This window comes from Longimonas sp., from assembly GCF_040409695.1.
Lineage (GTDB): Bacteria > Bacteroidota > Rhodothermia > Rhodothermales > Salinibacteraceae > Longimonas.
Genome location: NZ_JARWGJ010000186.1, coordinates 1 through 22,639, shown reverse-complemented (window position 1 = coordinate 22,639; position 22,639 = coordinate 1). Strand labels below are relative to the sequence as shown.

16 protein-coding genes are annotated in these 22,639 nt (G+C 62.8%); 7 read left to right on the top strand and 9 right to left on the bottom strand.

Going from position 1 to position 22,639, the window contains the following annotated elements:
• Positions 1 to 233 precede the first annotated feature (233 nt).
• Both mnmE and PPP56_RS11270 read left to right on the top strand, forming a co-directional pair.
• Positions 234 to 1,622: a tRNA uridine-5-carboxymethylaminomethyl(34) synthesis GTPase MnmE gene (mnmE, locus tag PPP56_RS11275; RefSeq protein ID WP_353564144.1), complete on the top strand. Its 1,389-nt coding sequence runs from the start codon at positions 234 to 236 to the stop codon at positions 1,620 to 1,622.
• Between the two features lie 128 nt (positions 1,623 to 1,750).
• Positions 1,751 to 2,095 (top strand): thioredoxin family protein, encoded by a 345-nt coding sequence (locus PPP56_RS11270; protein WP_353564143.1) that lies wholly within the window; start codon positions 1,751 to 1,753, stop codon positions 2,093 to 2,095.
• Between the two features lie 66 nt (positions 2,096 to 2,161).
• On the opposite strand, the gene PPP56_RS11265 is transcribed toward PPP56_RS11270, so the two are convergent.
• The 3 genes from PPP56_RS11265 to hemN all read right to left on the bottom strand — a co-directional run bounded on the left by PPP56_RS11265 (position 2,162) and on the right by hemN (position 10,403).
• Positions 2,162 to 5,554, bottom strand: a complete 3,393-nt coding sequence (locus tag PPP56_RS11265; RefSeq protein ID WP_353564142.1) for a UvrD-helicase domain-containing protein — start codon at positions 5,552 to 5,554, stop codon at positions 2,162 to 2,164.
• 67 nt (positions 5,555 to 5,621) lie between these two features.
• On the bottom strand, positions 5,622 to 8,762 hold the full coding sequence (locus PPP56_RS11260) for a PD-(D/E)XK nuclease family protein (protein ID WP_353564141.1): 3,141 nt from the start codon (positions 8,760 to 8,762) through the stop codon (positions 5,622 to 5,624).
• A gap of 249 nt (positions 8,763 to 9,011) precedes the next feature.
• Positions 9,012 to 10,403 (bottom strand): oxygen-independent coproporphyrinogen III oxidase, encoded by a 1,392-nt coding sequence (gene hemN / locus PPP56_RS11255; RefSeq protein WP_353564140.1) that lies wholly within the window; start codon positions 10,401 to 10,403, stop codon positions 9,012 to 9,014.
• Between the two features lie 150 nt (positions 10,404 to 10,553).
• Here hemN and PPP56_RS11250 point away from each other — a divergent pair, with 150 nt between their 5' ends.
• Positions 10,554 to 11,531, top strand: coding sequence for a DUF3667 domain-containing protein (locus PPP56_RS11250; protein ID WP_353564139.1), 978 nt, complete (start codon positions 10,554 to 10,556; stop codon positions 11,529 to 11,531).
• 36 nt (positions 11,532 to 11,567) lie between these two features.
• Here the strand turns inward: PPP56_RS11250 and PPP56_RS11245 are convergent, their stop codons facing one another.
• Positions 11,568 to 11,954, bottom strand: coding sequence for a hypothetical protein (locus PPP56_RS11245; RefSeq protein WP_353564138.1), 387 nt, complete (start codon positions 11,952 to 11,954; stop codon positions 11,568 to 11,570).
• Positions 11,955 to 12,238: 284 nt separating this feature from the next.
• Here PPP56_RS11245 and PPP56_RS11240 point away from each other — a divergent pair, with 284 nt between their 5' ends.
• On the top strand, positions 12,239 to 14,803 hold the full coding sequence (locus PPP56_RS11240) for a protein kinase domain-containing protein (protein ID WP_353564137.1): 2,565 nt from the start codon (positions 12,239 to 12,241) through the stop codon (positions 14,801 to 14,803).
• 30 nt (positions 14,804 to 14,833) lie between these two features.
• Here the strand turns inward: PPP56_RS11240 and PPP56_RS11235 are convergent, their stop codons facing one another.
• Complete coding sequence (locus PPP56_RS11235) at positions 14,834 to 15,397, bottom strand: hypothetical protein (RefSeq protein ID WP_353564136.1); 564 nt, start codon at positions 15,395 to 15,397, stop codon at positions 14,834 to 14,836.
• A 580-nt stretch (positions 15,398 to 15,977) separates the two neighbouring features.
• Positions 15,978 to 17,207 (bottom strand): MFS transporter, encoded by a 1,230-nt coding sequence (locus PPP56_RS11230; protein WP_353564135.1) that lies wholly within the window; start codon positions 17,205 to 17,207, stop codon positions 15,978 to 15,980.
• A gap of 209 nt (positions 17,208 to 17,416) precedes the next feature.
• Here PPP56_RS11230 and trxA point away from each other — a divergent pair, with 209 nt between their 5' ends.
• Together trxA and PPP56_RS11220 are read left to right on the top strand one after the other, a co-directional pair.
• Positions 17,417 to 17,755 (top strand): thioredoxin, encoded by a 339-nt coding sequence (gene trxA, locus PPP56_RS11225; protein ID WP_353564134.1) that lies wholly within the window; start codon positions 17,417 to 17,419, stop codon positions 17,753 to 17,755.
• A gap of 176 nt (positions 17,756 to 17,931) precedes the next feature.
• On the top strand, positions 17,932 to 19,695 hold the full coding sequence (locus tag PPP56_RS11220; RefSeq protein WP_353564133.1) for an alkaline phosphatase family protein: 1,764 nt from the start codon (positions 17,932 to 17,934) through the stop codon (positions 19,693 to 19,695).
• A 36-nt stretch (positions 19,696 to 19,731) separates the two neighbouring features.
• On the opposite strand, the gene PPP56_RS11215 is transcribed toward PPP56_RS11220, so the two are convergent.
• A complete protein-coding gene (locus PPP56_RS11215) occupies positions 19,732 to 20,739 on the bottom strand; it encodes a glycosyltransferase family 4 protein (RefSeq protein ID WP_353564132.1) in 1,008 nt (335 codons plus the stop codon).
• 46 nt (positions 20,740 to 20,785) lie between these two features.
• Complete coding sequence (locus tag PPP56_RS11210; RefSeq protein WP_353564131.1) at positions 20,786 to 21,475, bottom strand: DUF2459 domain-containing protein; 690 nt, start codon at positions 21,473 to 21,475, stop codon at positions 20,786 to 20,788.
• A 137-nt stretch (positions 21,476 to 21,612) separates the two neighbouring features.
• Here PPP56_RS11210 and PPP56_RS11205 point away from each other — a divergent pair, with 137 nt between their 5' ends.
• Positions 21,613 to 22,095, top strand: a complete 483-nt coding sequence (locus PPP56_RS11205) for a DinB family protein (RefSeq protein ID WP_353564130.1) — start codon at positions 21,613 to 21,615, stop codon at positions 22,093 to 22,095.
• A gap of 70 nt (positions 22,096 to 22,165) precedes the next feature.
• On the opposite strand, the gene PPP56_RS11200 is transcribed toward PPP56_RS11205, so the two are convergent.
• Positions 22,166 to 22,441, bottom strand: a complete 276-nt coding sequence (locus tag PPP56_RS11200) for a polyhydroxyalkanoic acid system family protein (protein ID WP_353564129.1) — start codon at positions 22,439 to 22,441, stop codon at positions 22,166 to 22,168.
• Between the last annotated feature and the right edge of the window lie 198 nt (positions 22,442 to 22,639).

The window sequence follows — 22,639 nt, the reverse complement described above, 5'->3', positions numbered from 1 at the left end:
TCCTCCCTGCGGTCGGGGCGCTGCGAGCGGCTCCGCTGGGCTGGGGCCGAAGGTCATGCCCCTGGTGCAAATTGTCCCCGATATACGGGTGTCAGTCGGGCTTGCGCCCTCGTGTCGGCCCGTAGCCCCGGCTACGAACCTCCATCGTGGTCCAATTTTCGCCGCAGCGGCGCTCGCTCTCGTCCGCAAACCAAAACCCAAACAGGCTCTAAACACACGACGCGCCTGCCTTCATGCCTGCCGAGTCGGATACCATCGCTGCCATTGCTACGGCACGCGGACGTGCAGCACTCGCCATCATCCGCGTGTCGGGGCCTGAAGCACGCAACGTTGTGAGCCAGCGCTTTCGCGGTGCCGATCTCACCGACGTGGCTTCTCACACTGCCCACGTCGGGTATGTGGTGGATGCAGAAGGGCAGGAGCTTGATCAGGTGGTCGCCACCGTCTTTCAAGGCCCGCGCTCTGCTACGGGCGAGGATGTTGTTGAGGTGTCGTGCCACGGCGGCGACCTGGCACCGCAGCTTGTGCTCGACGCGCTCCTGCAGGCAGGCGCACGCATGGCCGAGCCCGGCGAGTTCACCGAGCGCGCCTTCCTCAACGGCAAGCTCGACCTGGCCCAGGCCGAAGCCGTCGCCGATCTCATCCACGCCTCCTCCGAGCAGGCGCACCGCGTATCCATGCAGCACCTGCGCGGACGCTACTCCGACCGCCTCTCCAACCTGCGCGAGGAGCTGCTCGACCTCTGCGCACTCATGGAGCTGGAGATCGACTTCTCCGAAGAAGATGTCGAGTTCGCCGACCGCGAACGGCTCACCTCTTTGCTCGACACGGCCCAGCGGCTTGTCTCTACCCTGCTCGACTCCTACCGCACCGGCGAACTGCTGCGCGACGGCGTGCGCGTGGTGATTGGCGGACGCCCCAACGCGGGCAAGTCGACGCTGCTCAACGCCCTGGTCGGACGCGACCGCGCTATCGTGAGCGCCACTCCCGGCACCACCCGCGACGAGATCGAGGCCGAAGCCGAACTCGACGGACTCCTCTTCCGCTTTGTGGATACGGCGGGTCTGCGCGACACCTCCAACCAGATCGAGGCCGAGGGCGTACGCCGCGCCGAAGCCTCCATTCGCGAAGCCGATGTTCTGCTCTATGTCTACGACCAGCAGCGCGGACTCGACGCCGATGAGCGCGCATTCCTCCAGGAGCTATCGGATGCGGAGCCGTCGGTGCCCACGCTGGTTGTCGCCAACAAATCCGACACGGTAGACACCGAACGCACGCCCGATCTCGACGTGGGGCACGCGCTCTCCTTCTCGGCACTCGACGCGTTCGACGACGCGGACGAGCTCGACCGCCTCACCACCGCGCTTCTCGACCAGGTCGATGCCGACCTGCGCGACACCGAGGCCTCGGCTGTCGTTATGAACAAGCGCCATCGGCAGCATCTGCAAGAGGCGCAGACCGCGCTGGAGCGTGCGCATCGTGCCTACGAGCAGGGTGTATCAAGCGACCTGCTCACGCTCGACCTGCGCGAGGCGCTGCATGCGCTCGGCGCCATCACCGGCGAGGTCACCAACGAAGACGTGCTCGGCCAGATCTTCTCGCAGTTCTGTATCGGGAAGTAGACGAAAACGAGTCGCGGGCTGCATACCCTGCTTCCGTGTGTCCAGCGGTGTAGCGTTTTGGGCAGTAATCACACAGACTGCATGTCCCCCAGCATCACTCGTTACTCTGTGCCTTGCTCCCAACCGCTATGTCTACTGATACCCACCCGCTCACTGTAACAGACGATACGTTCGCATCTCGTATCCTGGAGGCTGACCACGCCATCCTGGAGTTCTGGGAGCCGCGCTGCTACGCCTGCCAGGGGCTGACCAACGACATGAAGCGCCTGTCGCGCGATCTGAAGGACGAAGCGGTAGTCGGCACGCTTAACGTGGCCGATTACACCGAGTTGGCCCGTGAGCAAGGCATCGAGGTGGTACCCACGATGCTCGTCTATCGCAACGGCACGGTCGATGCACGGCTGCGCGGCGCGGAGTCCATCCGTTCGTTCATCGACGCGATGTGCACCACGACGGGCGTAGCCTGTTCGTAGAAACACGGCGCGTCGTGTTCTTACCACGGGCCTTACCACGGGGCCTTACCACAGGCAAGTACTGACCTATCCATCCAGGGCAACAGACTGCTCGGCATTCTGCCCAATACGCGGTGCATCGGCAAACCAGAGATGCGCTGATTCGGGCCGGTGCCCCGTGGCTTCCTCCCACGCCGTGGCGTACAGCCGCAGCTGTGGTGCGTATGCGTGGACCAGTTCGCGGAGATGCGACGGGTCTTCGATCCGGTCGCTCTTGTAATCAACAAGGTGCCAGGCATTGCCCGTGCGGTAGGCCAGGTCGATGGTGCCGTGCTGCACGGTGTCGGCAGCGTCGGCATCCCCCGGTAGCAGGCGGCTGAGCGGGAGCTCGGTGTAGATGGTTGTTGCATCAGCAAGGGCATGCCAGAGCGGACTCTCGACCAGGGCATCCAGCATGCGGTGGAGCACGTCGTGCTGGGCGGGATCGGCCTCGTGTTCAAGAAGCAGGTGCTTCAGGTGCTCAGTCTCGTATTCAGGCATCGTCGGATGCCGCAGCACAACCTGTTCGACAAGGGCGTGCAGGGCATTCCCGAGTGTGTTCGAGTAGCTGCCCCTGGCAGATGCTACCGTTTTGCCGTGCGCAGTATCCGATATCGTTACTGTGCGATACGTCTTGTCAGCCAATTTCTCGCGACTCTCCCGTTGCTTGTTTAGGTGGTCGTGCAGATCGCGCAGCACGTGCGGGGTGGGCGCTTCGGGGCGTTCCCCTTCCGAAACGGGCAGTTCGGTTATGTCGTGGTCACTACAGTATGCATCCACCGCGCGCCAGTAACCGGGCTTGTAGCCGTCGTTTTTGTGGTGGTAGCGGGATACGACCAGCATCTGCTTCGCGCGCGTGGCTGCCACATACTCCAGACGGTGCGCCTCGGCATCCTCCAGCACGCTCTCGACGGCTTCAAACTCGGGCCACGCCTCGGGCGCCGCCGCAACGCTGGTATTGTGCTGATACGCATTCAGCACGGGCACCACAATCTCGTTCTCCTGCCGCCGCACATGCTCGGTGATGCCGCCGCTGCGTGATCCACCATACGGGTCGGCCAGGAAGACGACGTTGGCCTGCAGGCCCTTGGCTTTGTGCACGTTCAAAAGCTGCACTGCGTTGTCGGAGCCGGTGTCGAGCGTCATGCCGTCGATGTCGGCATTGCCATCAGCGATGTACTGCAGCTCACGCCAGATCTCGTATGCTGCCAGGCCGCGGGCATCGAAGGCTTGCACTTCGGCCAGAACGCGCTGCAGGCGACCTGCGTTGAGCGAGCCTTCGGTGGCATCGGAGGCCGCGCGGGCGTAGAGCTGGCTGTCGTCCAGAATAGATTCGATGGCGGGCGCTGGGCGCTGGTTGTGCAGCTTCTCTTTCGCGTCCGAGATGCGATCGTGGGCCGTGGCAAGCCGCTCGCGGAGCGCGGTTGGAGCGCTGGAGAAGGCGTTCTGCTCCGTATCCCCTAAAACCATCCCGTATTGTTTGAGTCGGTAGAGGTCGTCGTCGCTGAAGCCGACGAGGGGGCCCTGCAGATAGGCGAGGTGGGCCAGCGGGTCGTCGGGGCGGAAGACGCAGGTGAGAAGCTGCACGAGGGCGTGCAGCTCGCGGGATTCGTGGGCGTCTTTGCCCCCCATCACGACGTAGGGGATGTTGTAGCGGGCCAGCGCTTCGGCGTAGATCGAAAGGCGCGAGGTGACGCGCGTGAGGATCATGAAGTCGCCGGGCTCGCCCTCTACGAGAGCGCCCTCGGGCCCGTGCTGCAGCGGCTCGTTGGTGGTGGCGGCGCGGTGGATGTACCGGGCGATGCGCTCAGCATCGTCTTCGGCGATGGCGGTAGAGTTGTTGCGCCTCTTGTATTCGATGGTCGACTGGTAGAGCACCGGACCGTCGGGATTGGTGGTGCGGTGCGGGTCGAAGTCGGTGTACTCGGCCTGCACGGCGTCGGCCGGCAGGTCGTGCGTCGGGTCGGTGTCGGCCTCGGTGCGATCGGTGGTGAAGGGGGTGTCGAACATCTCGTTGAAGGCATGGCAGAGCCGCGCGGTGGAGCGAAAGTTGCGCGTGAGCGTGAGCGCTTCGCCATGCGGCTGGTCGTCGATCAGACCGGCCACATCGTTGAAGATGGCCATGTCGGCGCGGCGAAAGCGGTAGATGGACTGCTTGTCGTCGCCCACCACGAAGAGCGATCCGGGCGCCGGGTTGGTGGCACGCCAGTCGGTGGTTTCGTGGTTGGTGCCGGTCAGGTAGAAGAGGATCTCGGCCTGCAGCGGATCGGTATCCTGAAACTCGTCGACCATAAGCCGCGGATAGCGCTGGTGCAGCGCCCGTCGCACACTTGGATGGTCGCGCAGCAGATTGCGCGTGTAGAGAAGCAGGTCGTTCGACGAAAGCTGTCCGCGCTCGCGGCGCAGGGTGAGCAGGGGCTCCACGGCGCCGTGCGTGAACTGCGTACATACGTGGTGCGCGTGGGCATGCCACCGGGTCATGAGCGGATCGACCACCTCGTCGACCAGCGGCGCGAGGTGCTCGTCTTGAAGCTCTTTGGCTTTAGGCTTGTTCTCGTTCCAGTGGCTGGGCGTCATCTTACCGCGGCGCCCATCGCGGTTTTTGCGATTGTCGTCTTTGGCGAGGCCTTCGAAGAGCGACAGCAGCGCGGCCTGTTCGGCAGGTGTTTCAGGGGGATTCACACGCAGCATCTGGTCCGCCTGGGCAATGGCGGCCAGGGCGTTGCAGCATCGTCCGCTGGTGTCGGGCAGCGGCGTGGGCAGGTAGGGCGCCCACCGGCGCACAAACTCGGCCACGGTGGCGGTGGCGTCGTTAAGGTCGGGTGCGGGGATGTCTTCGGTGTACGGCTCCAGGTCGGGATAGCGACTCAGCACGGTGAACTGGTCGTAGAGGTCGGCGGGCGTGTAGCCTACGGCCTGCACCGCCTCGATGCGCTCCGGCGCGTCTTTGTGGATGCGCCGCAGGTACTGCTGCCAGGCGCGGCGCTTCATCTCGTCGATCTCGCGCCCGTCCAGCTCCATGTCGAAGTCCGGCGGCAGGGCGGCCTGCAGCGGAAACTCGCGCAAGAGCCGCGCACAGAAGCTGTGGATGGTGCCTACAAAGCACTGCGACAGGTCATCGAGCCCGTGCCGCAACCGCCGCGCATCGGCCGACCCGGCAGGCGCTTTGTGCTGCAGCAGTTGAAGACGCTCGAACAGGCGCTCCTTCATCTCGCCTGCGGCTTTGCGCGTGAATGTGATGGCGGTGAGGTCGCCAATGGGCACGCCGGTGCGCACGAGCGCTTCAAGGCGCGCCACGAGCGAGGTGGTCTTGCCGGCCCCGGCCGAGGCGCGTACGAGAAAGTTGGTATCAGCGTCGAATCCGTCCAGGTCGGGCAGCGCATCGCCGGCGTACGGACCAATGCGGGTGCGGGCGGCAGTGTCGGAGGTGGTTGTGGGCATGGGAGGTGAGGGCTGAATGAAAAGGGGAGTGCGTAGGGACACGGCGCGCCGTGTCCCTACGGTCCGATCAATCATGATGCAGGTGAGGCCGATCGTCGGGCCAATCTTTGGCCTGGATCTGCTCGCGGCGCATGCGGCGATCGTAGACGAGCGGGGTGTAGTTGTAGCGCCAGTCGCTCTGCTTCAGCGAATCGCCCGAGGGCACAAACACGCCGTGGCGGGCCATCTCGGAGAGCGTGTTCAGGATGCGGTTCAGATCCTGGCGGTACGTATCGGGGTGGCTGTCGCCGGTGCTGTCGGGCGGATACGACACGGTGCGCCCCATCTGGCGGGCGGTGGCAAAGTAGTAGCCCGAGCGGGCCACCGAGCCCCCCAGCGCCTCTTCGACGGCCCGGGCGTAGAGCATCCACTGCAGCGACCAGCGCTTATTGCGGAGCCCGTCGAGCGGATCGTAATTGCGCACCCCGCCGGTCTTGTAGTCCCAGATAAGCAGTTCTCCGTTGAGTGCATCGATGCGATCGACCGCCCCGCGCAGCCGAAGCGTACCGCGCCCGGTAGCCAGTTCCACCTCGGGATGCTCGTCGCGCGGACGGTTGCCGAAGCTCCACTCGAAGCGCTTGGGCATCAGATCGGGATGGTCGGCTCCACGCGCGGCGTCGGCGCGCAGGAAAGCGCGCACATCGGCACGCAAACCCTCTTTCGCCGCAGCTTCTACCTGGTCGTTTGGCGGTGTACCGCGTTGCTGGGTAGCTTCTTTGAAGGCAGCCTCAAACGCATCCATGAGCGCCGGTTCATCGTCGAGCGTTGGCATGCGCCCGATTCCGCCGTCTTCTGGGTTCAAGAACAGCTCATAGGTGCGGTGCAAGATGGTGCCGCGCGTGAGCGGGTCGAGCCAGTCTTCGTCGTCGAGGGCCGGCTCGTCGAGCGGCTCGGCCTCCAGCACGTACTTTACGAAGTAGAGATACGGCGTACGCGCAAACATCTCCAGGCGCGAGGCGGAGGCAATGGTGTCGGTATCGGGGTCAAGCAGATCGAGTCCAGGATACGGCGGGTCCTGCAACACACCGTCGTAGGCGGTCACCTCGTCGGAGGCTCGTGCGGTTTCGGCATCAAGGCCGTGCAGGATGTGCTGCGCGGTGCGCGTTAGATAGTCAGAAGCAGATTCGGTGCCGCGCTTCGCATCCGACAGTGCCCGTTCGGTGAGGCCCCACGCGTCGAGCGCATCGAGGGTGTGCTGCGCATCCTGCATGGTGAGTTCGTCGTGCTCCTCAGGATCTGACCCAAGGGCCGCCTGCACAACGGTGCGCAGCTGCAGGTAGAGCGTGCCGGGGAAGCGCTCCTCGCTGTTGCGCAGGTCGAAGCGGTGCATGATGAACGTGGCATCGCCGTGGTGACGCAGAAGCGCCTGCCGTACGCGCCAGTCCTCTTCCTGACGCCGGTTGGCGGTGAGCGGAAGCGTAATCTGCTCGTGTTCGTTGAGGCGCCGGCGGTCGGCATCGCTCAAGAGCGGGTCATCATTAAGCGTCACGGAGAGGCTCTCCGCATCCATCCCGACTACGTACAGGTGCGGGCGGTTGGCGTAGCCGACGGTAGTGAGCGGGACTACATGCACATCGCCGGGCTGTGGACGCTGCGCGCCCACGAACGTCTCGCGCACCCACGTACGGATGTAGTCGGCAAGGCGCGTAGCTGAGTCTCTGTACACATCCCCTTCGCTTCGCTGCAGCGTGTTCAGGTACTGCAGGATGCGACCGCGTGCCTTCTCGTCGAAGGTCTCTGCCGTGCCCGTTGGTTTGTCGACCGGACCGTACTGCGTCAGAAACGTCTCGCAATGCTCTGCGACCGTTTTGATGTCGGAGGGCCCGGATGGCAGATCGCCAAGCAGTCCCTCAAGCGATTCGTAAAGCCGCGTCCATTGCTTAATCTGCGCATCGGTGGCATAATCCTGCTCTTTGGCATGGTCGATGCGGCGTGCCACGCCCTTAAGCAGGCTTGTAGCACCCGGCTGGTAGGTCCGCTCGGCCAGCCAGGTTGCGATCTCTGCATCCGACAGGGCCAGCCCTGCCGTGCGCTGTAGGGTGAGATGTCCAGCCCGTAGCAGATGGATGAACGGCGCCGCTTCTTGCGGACCGGCCATCCAGTCGAGGTAGGCGATGAGCGCCTGTCCCGGACGCGTTTCGCGCAGGTGGCGGCCCGGGCTCAGCGATACGGGCACGTCGTGCCGCTCGGCCTGCTGCTCGACGATAGAGAGATACGGGTCGGGGGCGGTGTAAGCGATTTCGACCTGGTCGAACGGCAGCCCACGCTGCTGGATGTCGCGAAACACGGCCCGCACCTCCTCGGCGAGTCCGACCGTGGTACGGAAATGCAGTTCTTTAGGGATGCGCAGCGTGCTCGCCCCGTTGCCTGCTGCCGCACGGCTGGATGCATGCACTGCCTGCGCTGTGGGGCCGGCTTCCGGGCGGGCAGGGGGCTTCGCATCCGGAAAGACCTTAGCGGCACTCAGCACGGGCGCCTGCTTGGTAGGATGCTCCTGCCCGAGCCGCCGTAGCGGGTGCGGACTCGCATTGGCCAGCGCGTCGACCAGTGCGCGAGCGTAGCCGGGCACGTCTACGTCGTCTACGATGGCATACTGACTCTGCCGCGGCTCGTGCACAGCGCCTTCCTGCACGAGTTCGGTGGCACGCTGTAGCACATCGGCCTCGTCGTAGTACTTATTTTCCGTCAGGGCATCTACGTAGTGCCGGTAGGCTTCTGCCTGCGCCTCTTGCTGAGCCGTAGTGGTTTCGGCGGACTTCAGGGCCTGCTGGTAGGCATTGGGCTGTACGCCATGCTTGCGCAGCACCGAGAACGTCTGGGCGAGCGAGCCCGAGAGTCGTGCTGCCGTGCTGCCCTGTAGCAGCTGCTCACGTGTTTGGACAGGCAGCTGGTCGACAGCGTACGCGGCGAGCATCTGGTCGATACCCGACGGAAGCCGCTGACTTCCGGCTCTGAGCAGATCGGCCTGTGCCAGCCGGCGAGCATAAGCGGCAATGGTCGTACACCGTAGTCCAATGCTCGACTGGATGCGTGCTGCGGCCTCTTCGAGGGCCTTGCCAAGCTGCGTCTGGGCGACAAACACAACGGTGTGGGTACCCGGTGCCGCATCCAGAAGCGTGTGCAGGTGGTGGATGAGCGGGGAACGATCGGGGAGCGCAGAATCGGCCATCAGCGGCAGAGGTCAGAAGCGGGGAGGCGTGATCGAAGCAGTAGCGTGTATGCAGCGTATATGCAGCGTGTATGCATCTCGCCCATGTGGCGGACAACCGGCGTCCGCATCCAACAGCATAATTAGAAAGCCATACACGCCACGCTACACAGGTTCACACGCGAGGCGGCTGGTTCTGTTCGTGCGTTGCGCTACTATCTCTGCGTCCCGTTCGCTGTCGTGCTACCAATCAAGCCCGCCGTCCCGTCGCTACACGGTCTGTGCATGTACGGGCCGCTCCTCATGGGCCCAGTAGGCATCGAAGGCCATGGCCACGTTGCGGATGAGCAGCCGGCCCGCCGGGCGCACATGCACCGCCTTGGGCGTGCAGGTGACGAGCCCGTCGGCTTCGAGCGGCGCGAGCCGCGCCCACGCATCCCCCAACACCACATCGAAATCGATGCCGAAGCGCTCCTCCACATCGGCCTTGCGGAGCTGGAAGTTGCACATGAGCTCTCCAATCACATAGCGTCGCAGATGGTCGTCGTCGGTCAGGCGCACGCCACGATACGTCATGAGCTCGCCGCGGTCGATGCGGTCGTAGTAGACCGGCAGCGCCTTCACGTTCTGCGCGTACGCGCCACGCAGCTGACTGATGCCCGACACGCCGAACGCCACTACTTCGGCATCGGAATGCGTGGAGTAGCCCTGAAAGTTGCGATGCAAGTCGCCCTCGTCCTGTGCTTTTGCGAGCGCATCGTTTGGGCGTGCAAAGTGATCCATTCCGATGAACCGGTAGCCGCCCGGCCCCGTCAGGTGCTCGATGCCGCGTTTAAAGAGACGCAGCTTTTCTTCGGGCGCCGGCAACGCGTCTTCGTCGATCACGCGCTGATGCTTTTTCATGGACGGCACGTGCGCGTAGCTGTAAAGCGCAATGCGGTCTGGGTTCAGCCGGTCGACAACGTCGAGCGTGCGCTGAAACCGCTCTTCGGTCTGATGCGGCAGTCCGTAGACCAGGTCCATGTTGATGCCACCAAACCCGTGGTGGCGTGCCCAGTCGAACGCTTCGGCGACCATGTCAGTTGGTTGGATGCGGTTGATCGCCTCCTGCACGACCGGATTCACATCTTGCACACCGAAGCTGATGCGGTTGAATCCAACCTGGGCCGCCGCCGCAACGCGGTCTTCGGTGAGTCCACGCGGATCGGCTTCGAGACTGACTTCTGCATCGGGGGTAACTGCAAACCGGTCGTACAGATGCGTGCCCAGCTCCTCGATCTGAGCTGCAGTGAGGTATGTGGGCGTGCCCCCACCCCAGTGAATCTGCACAACCGGGCGCCGCGTGTCGAGGCGCTCAGCAACCAGATCGATCTCGCGCTTAATGGCTTCTACGTAGCGCTGAATCGTCGTCGGATTCTGCGTCACCTTCATGTGGCATCCGCAGTAATAGCAGAGCGACCGGCAGAACGGCAAGTGCAGGTAGAGCGACAGGGGCGTGTCGGGCGTGGCCCGCCCCAGGTCATGCGCAAACGCATCTACGTCGTAGTCGCGCGAGAAGTGCGGCGCGGTCGGGTAGCTCGTGTAGCGCGGCCCCGGTTTGTTGTAGCGGCGAATGAGGTCGAGGTCAACGTGCAGCGCAGTATCCATATCGGCAGTATTCATGTCGTCGGGGGGCTGGCAACCGTAGGAATGCATGTGGCGTAAGTAGATAGATGCTGTACGTTACAGGATACACACAACACGGGGCACGTGTTGTACGCATCCGTTGCAACCCGATGTGGGGCCCTCCCCGATACTAATGGTCTTCGACCCATGCCTCCTCCTCCTGCCAACGCCTCGCAACGCGACGTTGTATGTCGCAACTGCACGGTGCGGCTGCGCGGCGCCTACTGCCACCGGTGCGGACAGCGTGCCCGGTCGCGCATTGCTCCTGTTGGCACCCTGGTACGCGAAGCCCTCACCGAAACGCTCAACCTCGACACCCGGCTCGCACGTACGCTGGTCCGTCTGCTTTTCGTTCCCGGCCAGCTTACCTGCGAGTATCTTGCAGCGCGCCGGCGCCGGTACGTGTCGCCGCTGCGTCTGTTTGTGTTTTTCAGCTTCGTGCTCTTTCTGGTCATAGGGCTCTCGCAGGGGCGCCTGATGGGCACAGAATCAGACTGGGAACGCTTCGCACAAGGGGTGGCCGACGGCGCCGCACCGCACGCGCAAAGCGACACAAGCGCTGCTTCCTCACAGCACACCAACACGCCCGCAAACGGCTCGCTAATCGCGGTGTCCGACGACATTCGCGAATCGCTCCACGCTTTCGTAGAAAAGCAGACCGGTGCCCCTGAGGTGAGCAGTCAGGTGGCGCGACGAGCCGCCCTCGGACTGCTACGCACCCTCGACAACCCCGACCGCTTCGTCGAACGCGCTGTTGGGCGCCTGTCGGTGCTCGCATTCGTTATGCTTCCGCTGTTTGCAGGGCTTCTCAAGATGCTCTACTGGCGTACGGGCCATCTGTACGCCGAGCACCTCATTGTGGCGCTCCACCTGCATGCGTTTCTCTTTGTGTTGCTGCTGGTTGCCACCCTGCATAACCTGTTCAGCCTCTCAATTCTACCCGGAGGTACGAATGGATTCGTACGGTGGGTGCTCTTTGGGTACCTGCTGCTCACCCTGCGGCGCGTCTACGCTCAATCGTGGCCATGGACGTTCATGAAAACCGCAGTTCTACTTGTCGGATATGGCGTGCTTCTCGCTGTTGGATTTGCACTGTACCTGGGCATCACAGTCGCCTTTTCGTAGGACCGTGCTCGCTCTTGCCGCGCTTTCTGCGCAGTGCTATTCCGTATCAACAGGCGCGGGATCACGGTCATACACGTCGAACACCGTGCGTTCGTCGGGTAAGACGATAGCAAGCACAACGTGCTGTTCAGGATCGTACGTGGTCGTGAGGCGATGCAGCGTGCGCATCCCACTGGACGCGATCTGGTCGTCCGTGCCGTTGAACGTGAGATAGCGAAGCGGAGCGGTGCCCTGGTCGGCAGACCCTGCGTCATCGCCCGGTGTTGGGAAGACGATGACGCCGCGCCCCCGTTTCTGGTACTGCTGCCAGGCATGCCGGGCAATGACCACCCAGTGCCGCTCGGCAATCGCATCGATAAGCAGGCCCGGGTTCGGCGGCGCATCGCCATCCGTGTCGTCGTGCAACAAATCAGAAGGGTTCATAGCAATAGCTGTAGTAAGGGCTGTTTTGATAGCGATAGTGGTATTGCTATGTTTACGCTGAAACGTTTGTATCGATCAAAACACGGTATAGAGCGTGCAAAAGGCACTGCGTGGGGCATAGACATTGCCTGCTACGTTCAGCCACCTCTGGCCTCCCGCCTGCCCCTACGTACGCCGGGTAGCGTGTGATAGGTATCGTACAGCAGATACGGCTGCCGGGGTTACATTCTTCCTGTGCCACGCGGCATACGTACTGGTTTATCGCGCCAATTTTTACGTCGATCATGCATCTTTCTCCTGAGCAATGGAAAGCCGCCAGCGATCTGTTCGATGCAGTCTGCGACTTGCCGCCGGATGAACAGCAGGCGCATCTCAACGATGCCGACGTCCCGGATGCTATCCGCGCGGAGGTGGAAGCGCTGCTTCGTGCCGAAGCGGAAGCCACCAGCTTTCTGGAAGCAGGAGCAGCCTCGCTGGCTGAAACGTTTGTGGGCGAAGCCGTCGACGAGCATACCCGGAGCAGCGACACTACCCTGATGCCGGGCGCTCGTGTCGGTGCCTATCGCGTCGTTGAGGTGCTGGGAGAGGGCGGAATGGGCGTGGTGTATCGCGCTGAGCGGGCCGATGGTTCGTTCGAAAAAAACGTGGCCCTGAAAGTCATCCAGCGCGGCATGGCTTCGTCTGCTGTCGTACAGCGGTTCGAGCATGAACGCCAGATCCTGGCCCAGCTGGAGCATCCGAATATCGCTCGTCTCATCGACGGCGGAGTGACCAGCGAGGGGCAGCCCTACTTCATCATGGAGCACGTACAGGGCGTGCCGCTGCGTACATATTGCCGTGAGCATAACGTGTCGTTAGACAAACGCATCAGCCTGCTCGCCGATGTCTGCGATGCCGTGCAGTATGCGCACCGCCGCCTTATCGTGCATCGCGACCTCAAGCCCGACAACATTCTCGTGACGTCGCAGGGCCAGGTCAAGCTGCTGGACTTTGGGATCGCGAAGCTCCTGGCCGAAGATGACGAAGACCCCGGTGCCCGCACGCAGCGGCAGCCCATGACACCGGCCTACGCAGCCCCCGAGCAGGTGCAGAACGACCGGGTAACGCCTGCTACAGATGTCTATGCACTCGGGGTGGTCATGTACGAGCTGCTGACGGGGGAGCGCCCCTATGAGTTTGAGAGCTACGGCGCAACAGACATCGCCGAGGCGGTGGTGCACGCTATTCCTTCACGGCCCAGCACCATGCTGCGGCATGCGCCTTCTGCATCGACGGCTGACCGCACGCCCTACTCGCCCACCCGTCTACAGGGCGACCTCGACGCGATCATCATGAAAGCGCTCAAGAAAGAACCCGAGGTCCGCTACGCAACGGCAGGCGACCTGCTTGGCGACCTGGAGCGGTTTCAGCAGGGCCATCCGGTACAGGCGCGCGACGACACAACCTGGTACCGCACCAGCAAGTTTGTGAAGCGACACCAGTGGGCCGTGCTTGCGGCCTTCATAGCCGTTTCGGCCTTGCTGGCTGGAGGCGCAGCCACGCTCTGGCAGGCCCATCGCGCTACCGCCGAAGCCGAGCGCGCCAACCAGACGCTCGACTTCTTTCTGCAGACGTTTGAGGACGTCGATCCCGCTCATGTAGAGGCGCAGGGCGGCATGATCGCCCCGCGTGATCTGTTGCACCCGAGCATGCGCCGCGCAGAACAGCTGCAAGACCAACCGCTGGTGCAAGCGTCGGTGCTTCAGGGACTCGGCCGGCTGAGCATGAGTCTGGGCGAGGTGCACACAGCCGACTCGCTGGCCAACCGTGCACGCATGCTCTGGTCGGATATCCACGGTCCGCATCATCCTGAGTATGCGGCTGCTACCCTGCTGCAGGCCGAGGCGCTGCGCGAGCAGCGAGCGTATGCGCAGGCCACGTCCATTCTCGACGAACTGACGTCTCTGCCCTCGGCGCGCGACCGATTTGACGCGTTGCGACTTCGGGGATCCATTCTATACCGGCAGGGCCGCTTCGGAGCTGCTGAGGAGGCCTACCAGGACGCACTGGCGCAGCCTGTAGATTCGTTGCATCGGGCCGAAGCGCTGCTCGGACTCGGAGACGTACACATCTACCAGGATAGGCAGGACGCAGCCTTCGCGCTCTTTCACGAAGCGCTCTCGACGTATGAGAGCCACGAACCCAACAGCCCACGTGCCGCTCAGGCCCATTACCAGCTCGCGTTCTCTCTCCATCAGGGGCAGCGATTCGATGAGGCTATTGAGCACTATCAGCGAGCGCTTCAGATATACGAGAGCGCCTACGGTCCGCATCATTACCAGGTGGCAACGACGCAGTACGCTCTCGGACGCGTCTACGAGGATCGCAGACAGTTAGATACTGCTCTCTCCTTGTACCGGGCGTCTATTACAGCCTACGATGCATCGCCCCTTGGACCGATGCATCTATGGAACGCGTTTCCTTCCATTGGCGCAGGACGGGTGCTTTTTGAACAGGAGCGCGTCTCAGAAGCGATCCCTTATCTCGAACGATCGCTCGAAATCGTTGAGAATGAGCTTGCCACTCGCGACATCCGGGTTGCGCTTGTTCGTGGGCTGCTTGGCGCCGCCTATGCGGCAGAGGGACAGCTTTCCGACGCTGCACCACTTCTTGAATCCAGTAGCAGCATATTTCGCAGCCGAAGCGACTACGCACCGGAGCGAGAGCGTCCTACGTTACAGGGGTTGCTAACCCTTTACACGGCACAGGGGCGCCCTGATGAAGCTGCCGCCGTTCAGGCGCAACTCGATAGCCTGGATGCCGAGCTCGAACAGAAAGGGCCTGCAGTATCAGAACCGCAGGCCCCGTAAAAGGAAGTGAGCTTGTGCTTTTGGGATGCGCTACCGCAGCGCCTCTTCAGGAAGCATGAACCCACCGGGCACACGTGTGCTGCGCTCCAGCCACTCACCGGCCTCGCGCCCGAATCCGTCGGGATTGTAAAGCGCATTGGCTTGTTCGACAGAGGGATCCATGATTGGCGTTGGGCACGGCGAAAAGGCACCACCGGGCACAGCCATCAGGGCGGCTTCGGGGTTCGGCTCACAGACGGGCTCAGGAATCGGGCCGATGATGCCCCGCTTGGCCGTCTCGTCGGCAATATCGAAGGCGGCGCGGTGAAGGGTGGCTGCCAGGCGCTGCGCTTCAGCCGGACTGAGCTCAACGCGTCCGCCGCCGGCGGCGATCATAATGGAGGCCGATCGTCCGCTACGGGCAGCGACCGTAAGGTCGTCGCGCAGCTGAACTTCTCCATCAACCTGTTCGGCACGGTCGGTATCAGCGACTCGCTCTATGGGAGGACCGTCAGTCTCTGTTTCCTCATCAGCAGATTGTGGGGACGTGCATCCGATGACCAGCGCACCTGCGAGCAGTGCGCACAAAGAAAGCCAAGGTATGGTACGAAGCATAATTCTGGGGGAGCTATAGGGGATAATTAAGGAGTGGCATGTCGCCATATATACAGGCGTAACAGAGGGGCAGGAGCCGGACATGCGCGCTGCCGACCAGCAGCGTCTTTCTGCCTGAGCGTCCCTCCGTACCCCACTGTAGTATGGCCTACATTTCAGCGGCTTAAAGGGAAGGCACCCACCTAAAAATTAAAAATAACGGATATAAGATGGGCGTTCGATACAATAGGGCCCTCAGTGCCCAGAAAGTTATCCACAGACTGTACACATCGGTTTTAGAGCCTGTATAAATAACGGACATAAATATGGCAGGGCAATAATGCCTTCTTTGCAGGCGCTGAGGGGCATTTGGCGATTATTCCTGACGCGGGGGTACGGTAACCGCTCAAACAATAGGCGGCTGCACACAAGTTATCCACAGGTTGTGAACAGACGGTTGGGATTCTATCCACAGCGTGCACAGACAGGAATGAACGCCTATTTTTTAATATCCGTTATTTATTTCACTAATCAACAGGTAGCTACAATAGGCCGCTCACGAGCCTGTGGCAAGGTGCGGTTCCGCAGCGAAGGTCGCTCGCTATACCTCAGACGGATGCCGTGCGCGCGCAGCCAGATATGCGCTCAGTCCAGCACCGGCAAGAGCAAACACGGCGAGCACACCAAACAGCACCGCGGGCGCATAGTAGTTGAGCACCGTACCAGCAACAGCTGCACCGAGTGCACCGATGCCAAATACGCCGAGATAGGTAAACCCGTACGACAGGCCCCGTGCTTCCGAAGGCGTATACTCAGCCACCGTTGCCTGATAGAGCGGCTGCACGACAAAGAGCGCCACGCCCAGCAGCGCGCTAATGAAGAGGAGCGAGCCCGTGCCTGCAAGAGCCATCGGCCAGAACACAACACCGATAGCCGCCAGCACGAGAAATCCTCCGGTCAGCGCGCGCTCGGTAGGCACATGGTCCGTAAGCCAGCCGCCCAGAAACTGCCCGGCCATGCCAACCATGAGAAGCGCAGCATAAACGTAGCGCCCCGATTCTACCTGCAGGCCGATGTCGATCTGTACGAAGCGCTCAAGCAGGTCGGGCAGAAACGTGAGTATCCCCCGGTAATAGAGTCCCGAAAACATGACCACAAAAAACACAACAGCAAATCCGGACGCGAAGAGAAGTCGCGAGGTGCTCCAGAGCTGCGCAAGCGACTGCGGCGGTGGGTCTTCTGATTCGCCGGCGCTCTCATCGAAGACCGCATCGGCAGCGGTTTCGTCGAACGAGGCGCGTGCCGCGTAGAGCGTGGCCCCAAGAGCCGGAAGCGCCAGCAGTGCCGCCACCACGCGCCAGTCTACCACTACAAGCAGCAGCGCCGTACAGAGCGGTCCGAGCGCGATGCCTGCGTTGCCTGCCATGCCGTGCAGCGCAAGCCCATGCCCGCGCTTCACCACACCCCGCGAAATAAGGGTGAGCCCTGCAGGATGGTAGATGCTTGCGGCCAGTCCCCACAGCACCAGCGCAGCCGTAATCGACCACAGCCCCGACGCCAGACTCAGCACGACAAACGACAGCCCCATGCCTGCCAGGCATGCTATAATGAGCCGGCGCGAGCCCCATCGATCCGCAAGAACGCCTGCCGGAAGGGCGCCCATACCGTAGAGTCCATACCCGAGCGCAACAACGCTACCCAGTACGGCTGTCGACACGTCAAACTCGACCAGCCATAATGTCATCAAGATCGGGATGGAAAGCTCGTATGTGTGCACCATCCCGTGCCCAAGTGACGTGAGCGAGATAATGGCGCGGTCGTTGCTGTTCATAGCGGTATGTGTCTGCGATCGTACCGTGCATCATGTCATCGTGTATGCCGTATGCCTGGCCATCGGAGCCCAAATTAAGAAATCAACGTAGGCTCTTAAGCCGGGTGTTACGATAGCGGCACCTGTACTACAAAATAGAGCGGGCGGGGAACGATGCTCCCTGATGCTCGAATAACACAAATGCTTCTTTCATAACCGAACATATTACCATGGCCGAATCTACCCTCGAACTCTCCGACAGTACTTTTGAGGACGACGTTCTCAACGCCGATCAGCCTGTACTGGTTGATTTCTGGGCGCCCTGGTGTGGCCCGTGCCGCCAAATTGCTCCGACCGTTAACGCGGTTGCTGAAGAATACGAGGGTCGTGCCAAGGTAGGAAAGCTCAACGTGGACAACAATCCACGCACGGCTCAGCAGTACGGCGTTCGCTCCATTCCTACGCTTATGATCTTCCACAACGGCGAGGTCGTTGACCAGGTCATGGGCGCCGTACCCAAGAAAGAGCTCACCAAGCGGCTCGACAAGCAGCTGACGCAGGCGGCGTAACGGCTCTGCATTTTATCTGCGTCTTGTCTGTGATACGCATTCGGGGTCTGCTTCGCAACGAAGCAGGCCCCGTTTTCGTTTGGGGATGCGGAGCACCTCGCTAATCGCTGATGCTCTTTCGTTCTTTAGGTACGACCAACCGAATCATTCATATTCCGGCGTACGACTGCACTTCTATGAGTCTCAAAGCCTCGCAGGGCCCTTCGTTCGGGGCACTTGCTGCAGCGCTTTCTATCTTGAGCCTGCTCCTTATGCTGCCCGGCTACCTAACGCCTATCCCGGCGTCTCCGTTTGCACCGTGGAGCGTTGAGGTACTCGTGCTTGCTACGCTGCTCGCAGCAACGGCCTATACGGCCCGGCAAAGTACGCGGTGGGTTGCCACGGCTGTGTATATCGGCTACCTGTTGTACGCGCTGTACGACGCCCTCGTCTACACAGCGTTTCAACGACACGGCATCTTGTACGAAGACCTGCGCTTCCTGACTAACGCGTTCTACCTGATCTCTGAGCAGGCTGAGCCCACCATGCTGCTGACGGGCGCGGTGGCGCTCCTCGCACTGGGCAGCCTGCTGGCCATGATTCCCCGATGCATGCAGGCGCTGCAGCACGGCGGCACCACGCCAGCCGGCTGGGCGCTGCTGTTCGGACTCCACCTCGTAGCCTGGCCTGTCGTGTTATGGCACGCCCCGGCCGAGGAGTGGGGCACTGAGCACCGTGCCTATCGCGAAGTGCGCGAGGACGATCGCCTGCGTACTCTCACTGCACAGATCCATGCCAATCTCGACGCCTCGCGGCAGCTACGCGACCTGCTGCAGGAGATGGGCGACGCACCGCCCGATTCAGCATACTACGCGTACACCGACCTCACCCTCACCGATCGCCCGCCCCTCTACTGGTTTATCATCGAGTCATACGGGCAGGTGCTCACGACGCATCCTGACCTGCAGGCACCATTTGCGCGGGTCCTTCGTCGCGTAGAAGAAGCGCTCGCCGCCGACGGATGGCACATGGCCACAACAACCGGCCCGGCCCCCATTCGGGGCGGACGCTCGTGGCTCGCTCACGCTACCCTCCTGAGCGGAGCACACATCCACCGGCAGGTGCTCGACGACCGCTTCAAGAGCCATCCGTCGTACCCTACGCTGGTGCGTACGCTGCAGCACCACGGCTACCACACAATCGGACTACAACCGCCCAACCGGGCCCGTCCCGGACTGCCGTTACGCGACCCGTACCAGTTCGATACAGCGCTCTTCTACGACGACCTGCAGTATGAGGGCCCCAGTTACGGATGGGGCGGCATTCCCGATCAGTACAGCCTGTACTTTACGCACGAGAATATACTGCCTCGCGACCAGCCGTTCTTTCTCTTCTTTGCAATGGCAGATGCCCACGCGCTCTGGCGACACGGGCTGGCTCCTTACGTTGACCACTGGGAGCGATTTAACCAGGCCCCCACCGACTCCGATGGCGCTGCGCGACGCTGGATTCGCCAGCACACCCAGTCCACCCGCGACGGCCTGCTGCCCGATAGCCTCACCCAGCGCCTGATCCTCAACCAGCCCCCTGAAATACGCTATCTGCGCACCGTTACCCACAACTGGCGGCTCATCCGCGATTACCTGCAGGCGGATGCGCCCGACGATGCCGTCGTGTGGGTCTTTGGCGACCACCAGCCGCCTGTGCTTCCGTTGGAGGACTCGGACGTGCCCATTCACATCTTTGCCCGCGATCCCGACCGCCTACAGCCCTTTCTGGAGCAGGGGTTCACGCGCGGACTTGCTCTGCCCGACGCGCCCGACCAGCAATGGCCGCTGGAGGGACTCTACTCGCTTACGATGCGTGCCCTGGCGCAGTACAATGCGCAGCATAACGACCCGCCGAACGAGGCCGCCCCGCTACGTCCCGAGGGCGTTCCCTACCGCATGCTCGCTCCATGAGCATGCGCAGCAAGAGGTACACTCCGCGCCCGGCTCCTACGCCGCCGCAACCTGCTGTAGCGCATGCCGGACGCGCGCGGCCGTCTCTGTCCACGCTGGCTTGCCGCGGCTCGTTCGGATGGCCTCGCGGTGCCAGGCGTGGTAGCGCGAAGGGGTCGTCAGCAGCTCGTGCAGCCGATTGCCCAGCCGCCCGAAGTCGTACGGCTCTACGAGTCCGTTCTGGGCCGTAGCGCCGAGGGTTTCGGGCAGCCCACCGACGCGGAAGCCCAGCACCGGTACGCCGCAGGCCAGCGCCTCGCGTGCCACCATCCCGCTCGTCTCAAAGCGCGACGGACACAGCACGGCATCTGCAGCGCGGTATGCGGCGCGCACTGCTTCAACTGGCTGTGGGCCCCGTAGCGTGATGCGTTCACGCAGCGGCGAGGCTTCGATTGCTCTGCGCGTGCGGGCCGCATGCTCGGGGTCGAGCGCGTCGTCGCCGATGATGCGCCACGTCCACGGCAAGTCGGGCAGCGCCTCCAGCATGTGCAGGCAGGGGACCACCTGCTTGTTTGGGAACGGATTGGCAACGGTGAGCAGGCGAAAGGGAGGCGCGGGCGCCTCTGCGAAAGACCGTCCGTGCCGATAGGCCGCTGACAGTCCGGGCGCAGCGACCCATATGTGCTCGCGGGGCATGCCATGCTCGCTGAGGCGATCCGCCACAAAATGGCTGGGCACCACGCATCCCTCAAAACGCTGCAGATACTGCGCCTCTTGCATGATAGCTTCGGTGTGTGCCTGGGTAGGATCGGCCAGGTGGAGGTAGTGGGCGAGCAGCACAGCCGGAGGCGCATCGCTCAGGATACGGGGCATTTCGGGGGTGCGCACCAGCAGGCTGTCTACCAGCCAGACATCGGCCTTGAACGGGTCGGAATCGGGACGGGGCCAGCCGGTACCGGTCGTGATGCGATCGGCCTCGGGCCACGCTGCACGCAGCGCCGTGTTGTAGCGATTGCCGCCCGTAGGGTGGTCGGCGAGGTCGGGCAGGCAGAAGTGCACATGCATAACGTGGCGTCGGTCTTGGGGCGATCTCGGAAGCAGGCGTAGACAATCAGGGCGCCGACTGGATGGCGCGTCCGCAGTGCGCGGCGTCATCGAGGAGCTGTTCTACGCGCATCGTCAGCGCCGGCTGCATGTCGCAGCCCAGCGTCTGCAGCGCTGCCGCTGCCCAGTGGTTGCAGTTGTTGAACACATGGTACGAAAGGCGCGACGGGTAGAAGGCGCTCGTGTAGTAGTGCCCGTCGGCGACCGGATCGGGGCGCTCGCCTTCAAAAGTGGCCTGCACGAATGCCGCGAAGCGCTGCACGGCCTCGTCCGACACCTCGATGGCCACGATGTCGTGGCGCGGAAAGGCCTGCTGCACGGGCCTGTCGAAGAGCGCTACGTGCACCACGCTCGCTGTGGGCCAGGCGCCGGCGCGCAGCAGCGTGCCTACCCCCGGACTCGGGTTCGGGTAGTAGCCCGCGTCGCCCCAGCCGACCTCTACGTACCGATGTTCTGCCTGATGTGCTGCCTCATTTGCTGCAAAGTCGTCGAGCACCGGCCAGGCCGCTTCGCCCAGTGCATCGGTGCGCACGGCAATTCCGGCATGCCAGCCGTGGCGAATCACGTACATCGTGTGCGCGGGCTCTTCGACCGCGGCACCCGGCGTCTCAATCGGCGGCTGGTGGCAGTGCGTACTCAGCACGATAATCCACCCTGCCGCCCCAATAAGCAACAGGCGACGGAGCCAGCGGGCCATAGCAGTAGCAAACCCAGACAAAAAACGAGATAGAAAAATGAGCCTCCGGTCGGGACACGCCGACCCGGTCGCACAACCAACGTAGCAGCAGTCCGTCCAACAAGCAAGCGCTTTCCACTCCTCAACGCCCTGCCCCCATGCCTGCTGCTCTGAACGACCATCTACGCAAGAGCCTGCGCGGCGACTTCCCCGCGCACGCCTCCTTCGAAGATGCCACGGCCCGCTGGCCGCGTGACCTGCGCGGCGTGCGCCCCGACGACCTGCCGTACTCCGGCTGGGAGCTGGTCGAGCACGTTCGCCTCGCCCAGGACGACCTGCTGCGCTACTGCACCGACGAAGACTACGCGCCGGGGGAGTGGCCCGCCGACTACTGGCCCGACGCCCCCGCCCCGCCCTCGCCTGCGGCCTGGACGCGCAGCTGTGAGTCGGTCGTGGCCGACCGCGAAGCCTTGCTCGGCTTTCTCGACGACACCGACCCGTTCGAGACGGTGCCCACTCACGACACCCACACCATGGCGCGCTCTGTGCTCATCGCCATCAGCCACACCGCCTACCACATCGGACAACTCGTGGTGGTGCGCCGCCTCCTCGGATGCTGGCCGCCCGAAGATACGGCGTAGGCACCGCGGTTTGGAAGTGCGGAGGTTGGGATGGAAGGGCCCCATCCCCCTCCACCCTTTCATGCCTACCCTACTTCAGATACTCATCCAGATACCCCTCGGCCTGTTTCTTCACCATCCCCTTCATCGCCGAGAGAAGCATCCCCAGTTTAATCTCCACGTGCACCGTCTCCGGCTCCACCTCAATCTGCCCTTTGGCTCCGCCGCCGTTAAAACGCAGCGTATCCTGCTCCCACCGGTACGACGCCCCCAGCTTATCCTCAAGCTGCTCGGCCACCTTCTCAACCGCGGTTCGGGCTGCGGTGCGGCCCATGCTGTGCGAACGCGAAATGTTAATCGTAGACATGATCGGTCAAAAAAATGGTGTAAAGGCAGTGTGTAAAACGGTTTGTTCGCTACGGAAGCGGTTTCCGTGCGTTCCCAGCCCCACTCCATGCGTTTGGACTGGACACCGACCGGCGCATCCCTTACATTACGACGTCTGTAATGGATTCATAACGGACTCCATGGGTTTTATGGCAGTCGACGAGCGCCGGATTTTTTG